Annotated in this window: 5 protein-coding genes; 4 read left to right on the top strand and 1 reads right to left on the bottom strand. The window is 59.8% G+C overall.

Annotated elements, in window-relative coordinates; all coding sequences use genetic code 11:
- The first annotated feature begins 293 nt into the window (after positions 1 to 293).
- A complete protein-coding gene (gene infA, locus WA989_RS11635) occupies positions 294 to 512 on the top strand; it encodes a translation initiation factor IF-1 (RefSeq protein WP_084394245.1) in 219 nt (72 codons plus the stop codon).
- 1 nt (position 513) lies between these two features.
- Entirely contained in the window at positions 514 to 1092 is a 579-nt protein-coding gene (locus WA989_RS11630) for a Maf family protein (RefSeq protein ID WP_424340666.1), read from the top strand.
- A 16-nt stretch (positions 1093 to 1108) separates the two neighbouring features.
- Here the strand turns inward: WA989_RS11630 and WA989_RS11625 are convergent, their stop codons facing one another.
- Positions 1109 to 1957 (bottom strand): fimbrial biogenesis chaperone, encoded by an 849-nt coding sequence (locus tag WA989_RS11625; protein WP_424340665.1) that lies wholly within the window; start codon positions 1955 to 1957, stop codon positions 1109 to 1111.
- A gap of 143 nt (positions 1958 to 2100) precedes the next feature.
- Between WA989_RS11625 and WA989_RS11620 the strand changes: the two genes are divergently transcribed.
- Both WA989_RS11620 and WA989_RS11615 read left to right on the top strand, forming a co-directional pair.
- Positions 2101 to 2823, top strand: a complete 723-nt coding sequence (locus WA989_RS11620) for a fused DSP-PTPase phosphatase/NAD kinase-like protein (protein WP_424340664.1) — start codon at positions 2101 to 2103, stop codon at positions 2821 to 2823.
- 76 nt (positions 2824 to 2899) lie between these two features.
- Positions 2900 to 3205: a hypothetical protein gene (locus WA989_RS11615; protein WP_424340663.1), complete on the top strand. Its 306-nt coding sequence runs from the start codon at positions 2900 to 2902 to the stop codon at positions 3203 to 3205.
- The last annotated feature ends 66 nt before the right edge of the window (positions 3206 to 3271 follow it).

Here is a 3271-nt window from a genome sequence, read left to right as displayed (position 1 = left end):
GTCCATCACGATGTAGGGCGTCAGCATATTGTCCAGCAGCTTGCGGAAATTCAGGAAGACTGATTCCGGCGGCAGCCCTCTGTGAGTGGACAATTGTTCTAACATCCCGTCACCTGTCCCGTGTTTTTATTTCTGCTGACTGTGGCTGAAATTCGTGTCGAATAAGTTACCCGCGAGGGGCGATATCTGCACCTTGCAGTGCAAACAGCTTGCTCTTGGAGGTGACGAAAGTTACGAACCGCACCATATAGGCCGTCGCGGAGCCGATTCCGCAGGCCACAATAGGAGTGCCAATGGCAAAAGAAGAACTGATCGAGTTCAATGGAACGATCATGGAACTGCTTCCAAACGCGACCTTTCGCGTGAAGCTCGAGAACGACCATGAAATCATCGGCTATACAGCCGGCAAGATGCGCAAGAACCGCATCCGCATCCTGACGGGCGACAAGGTGCTCGTCGAAATGACGCCCTATGATCTGACCAAGGGCCGGATCACGTACCGCTTCAAATAGAGTGGGCGATGCGCGCGCACCTCTGGTGCTGGCGAGCGCGAGCCCTCGGCGGCTGGACCTTCTGGCCCAGGCCGGGATCAGACCGGACAGGGTTGCCCCCGCCGATATAGACGAAACCCCCGCAAAACATGAAACGCCCCGCGTGCTGGCAGAGCGGCTTGCCCTGTCAAAAGCGGCCCATGTGCATGCGCCCGGGCAGTTCACGCTCGGCGGCGATACGGTCGTCGCGCTGGGCCGGCGCATGCTGCCCAAGGCCGGCGACGGCGATGAGGTGCGCGACTGTCTCGCGCTTTTATCAGGCCGCGCGCATCAGGTGCTAACCGGGCTGGCTGTCATCGCGCCGGACGGACGAAAATCGGTGCGGGTTGTACTCTCACGCGTAGTCTTCAAACGGCTGACAGACGATGAGATCGAGCACTATGTGGCGTCCGGCGACGGCGTCGGCAAAGCGGGCGGCTATGCGATCCAGGGCGAAGCGGCCGCTTTTATCAAACAGATCAACGGTTCTTATACAGGCATTGTCGGCCTGCCGCTTTATGAAGCGGTCTCGATGCTGGAAGGGCTTGGCTGGAGGCGTTGAGCGGCTTTGCCCGGCTTTACTGGATCGAGGCTGACAGGCGCGGCGCCCCTGTGACCGAGAGCGGAGCAGTATAGGTCTTCACCGGCTGTGTCCCGCCAGAGCCCTGCGGCGCGAACACATTCTCGAAACTCACCGTCACACTGGGATTGGCCGGCAGAGGCCCCTCAAACGGCACGTCGAATTCGCGTTCTGAGTTTTCCAGAACGACCAGGTTGGAGATCGGGATCTCGATGCGTTCGCCTTTGCCTTCGATCAGGACATCGCCATTGAGGCGGGCATGCGCATTGCCGGAATTCTCGACCATCAGCTTGAGGGTTTGCCGGCCGTCTGCTGCGACAGACAGGCGGACGTCGCGCACAGCCGGATGGCTCATGGCGCGGTCGGTCGTCAGATAGAATAGGCTGGCGATCTCATATTTTTTGAGGATACCCGATTGGCCGCCTTGCCGGTCTGGCAGGATCGTCGAGGCAAGCACGGCAAACCGGTAGTCGCCGGTCCGCGCCAGCTTGGCCGGCGCTATGATATCGACAAGGATTTTCTGGCTTTCGCCGGGCTCCAGGGTCACGAAGGAGGGGCTGAAGCGCACCCAGTCGGACGCCGATTCTTCGCGCTCGCCAGGCGGAGAAAGCCTGATCTGTCCATCGCGGGCGAGGGTCCAGTCGGCAAGACCGATGGTCAGCGAGATGGGCGCGTCGCTGTCGCTGTTCGAAATGCTGATGACCTGGCGCTGGCGATTGCCCGGGTCAGCGCTCATCTCCACTGTTGTTGGCTGCAGACCAACCTCGAAGCCGAGGGCCGCAGGTGCGCCGAGGCCGCAGGCAAGTAGGGCCATCAGACATGAGCGGGCAAGAGTTTTCGGGATCATCTGTCAGGACCGTGATCTGCTGGGCAGTGTAGGACGATCAGCCTAACGCCTTGTGGTTACCGCTTTGTTTAGCCTGTCTGGACGCCTGGATTGCGGCAGCTTGCGCGCTTGCCTTTCTGCTATCGCTTGGCTAGGCCGCTGGCATGACCGAGCAGGCCTCTGACACACCTCCGAAGAAAAAGAAGAAGAAACGCAAACCGCATGTCGCGCCTGATCTTTCGACTGAGAAGGGCCGGAAGCGCGCCGAACGCGAACTCGTTCTCGGCGATCACGGTTTCCTGCGCGAAAGCTTCCAGAACCTGCACCAGATCAGCCCGGAGATGTGGCGGTCCAACCAGCCCAATCCGCGCCAGGTCGTCGAACACGCCAAACTTCGCAGCATCAGGACGATCCTCAATCTGAGAGGCGAGAGCACGAAGGGCTATTACCTGCTCGAGAAGGAGGCGTGCGAGGAGGCCGGCATCACGCTGGTCGACTTCCAGGTCTTTTCGCGCGACACCCCCAAGGTCGAGACGATCCTTGCCGCGAAAGACCTGTTCGAGACGATCGAGTATCCCGCGCTCATGCACTGCAAGTCCGGCGCTGACCGGGCCGGTCTGATGAGCGCGCTCTACATGATCTTCCGGGGCGACATGCCGGTCCGAAAGGCGAGGGACCAGCTGTCGGGCAAGTATCTGCATGTGAAGTCAGGCAAGACGGGCATGCTGGACGCCTTCTTCGAAGCCTATCTCACTGCCACCAGGGAAAGCCCCAAGCCTTTTATCGACTGGGTTCGCGATGATTACGACCCGGCCGAAGTGAAGGCGGATTTCCTGAAGACATTTGGCAACAGGTTTCAGCTGGATCGCCTTCTCAGGCGCGAATAGGCGGTTTTTTGCTGGTCAGCCCCGCAAAATCGTGGAAACCTTGGCGCTTCGATATTGTGATGAAGGGAATTAGCCCATGAAGAAAACCATGTTGGCGTCTGCAGCACTGTTCGGCCTTGCGGCCTGTGGCGGCGGCGGTGGTGACCGCGCCGCGCTCGTCAATGCTTGTGTCGATGACGGCTCAATGGACCAGGCAACGTGCGAGTGCATGGCCGATTCCGCAGAGAAAAATCTCGACGACGATCTTTATTCCAAGCTCGCCCAGGCGGCCAAGGATGGCGAGGAAGCGACCGAAGAGATCATGAATGATATGACGCCTGAACAGCAGGGCCAGTTCATGTCATTCGCCATGCAGGCCGCCATGACCTGCGGCGCGACCTGATCGGGGAGAATTGAATGGCCGGACGGGATGATCCCGGCCTGGCTTTTTCATTGGAGTGTAGAAGGG

The sequence above is a fragment of the Henriciella sp. genome (assembly GCF_049649345.1).
Classification (GTDB): domain Bacteria; phylum Pseudomonadota; class Alphaproteobacteria; order Caulobacterales; family Hyphomonadaceae; genus Henriciella.
Note: the sequence above shows the minus strand (reverse complement) of the source record. Positions and strands in the feature narration are given on the sequence as shown.